The sequence below is a fragment of the Winogradskyella sp. ECml5-4 genome, assembly GCF_036903175.1.
GTDB classification, from domain to species: Bacteria; Bacteroidota; Bacteroidia; order Flavobacteriales; family Flavobacteriaceae; genus Winogradskyella; species Winogradskyella damuponensis.
The window spans coordinates 1-980 of the sequence record NZ_JAYJLF010000070.1; the positions used below are offsets into that span (position 1 = coordinate 1).

The 980-nt window shown below is 33.0% G+C and carries 1 protein-coding gene; it reads left to right on the top strand.

The window, feature by feature from the left end:
• The first annotated feature begins 155 nt into the window (after positions 1–155).
• Entirely contained in the window at positions 156–671 is a 516-nt protein-coding gene (locus VDP25_RS17670; protein ID WP_334471972.1) for a hypothetical protein, read from the top strand.
• The last annotated feature ends 309 nt before the right edge of the window (positions 672–980 follow it).

Genomic DNA, 980 nt, shown 5'->3' on the forward strand with positions numbered 1-980 from the left:
GTATAATTAATTGCTTTGGCAAGTGCTTATTTGGAAAATTCCTTCGGAATTTTCTCGCGTTCGTTTTTGTTTACTAAATTAGTTGCTGAAACACGCAACTAACCATACACAAAACCGTTATGTGCAAGCTGAAGAAAGATTCGAACTAATAATAAATGACTGAACAAGCAATAATAAAACAGATTGGAAAACCAGCTGAAATCGATTTGCGAAAACCGAAACCAATTGGAAGTACAGGATTTTATTTAAAGTCATTTAAAACTAAAAATGATGAATCTGATTCTCTGAAAGCAGACTCGAAATGTAACTTTGAAAAACGAACTGACGGACTTTTGTTACGTGCGAATTATTCTAATAAATTGACTGCAATTCCTATTCCGAATGAAAATATTATCGGAATTACTCTAAAGCGAGGAAAAGAAAATATTGACCCATTTTTTCTGTCGCCAATGTGGATTTTATTAAAACTCGGAGTTTCTAAATTATACGCTCGATATTTTAGATTTAGACTTCACGAATATTCAATTGACCAAATGGAACTGAATATCAAAACGACTGATTATGAAATGGATTTCATTGCAAACGGATATTTATTTGAGCGACAATTGAGTTTTTTCGAGAATTTGAATTACGGAAATAAATTAAAAACGGAAATAAAAGCCAGCACATAACAACGTGTATAAAAAATGCTTATTTTAGTACTTAATCAAAGGCTTGTGCAATTTTGCTAAGTCTGATTTTCCTGCGGAAAATCTGCCTGTCACAAAATCGCACTTTCCATACACAAGACCGTTAGCAACAATACGTGCCGAGTGTTTTTTCGTTGGTATTTACAATTTGAAATGCTGTCCGAAATTTAGTTTTTTATCTATTAACTTTTAGCTCGAAAAACTTTTTCTTGGAGAACTAAACGCACAAAGGTCGTTGCGTTTTCTGCAAATATCTCGTGCTGTCCCGAAACAATTTTTCAGCGTATTTTT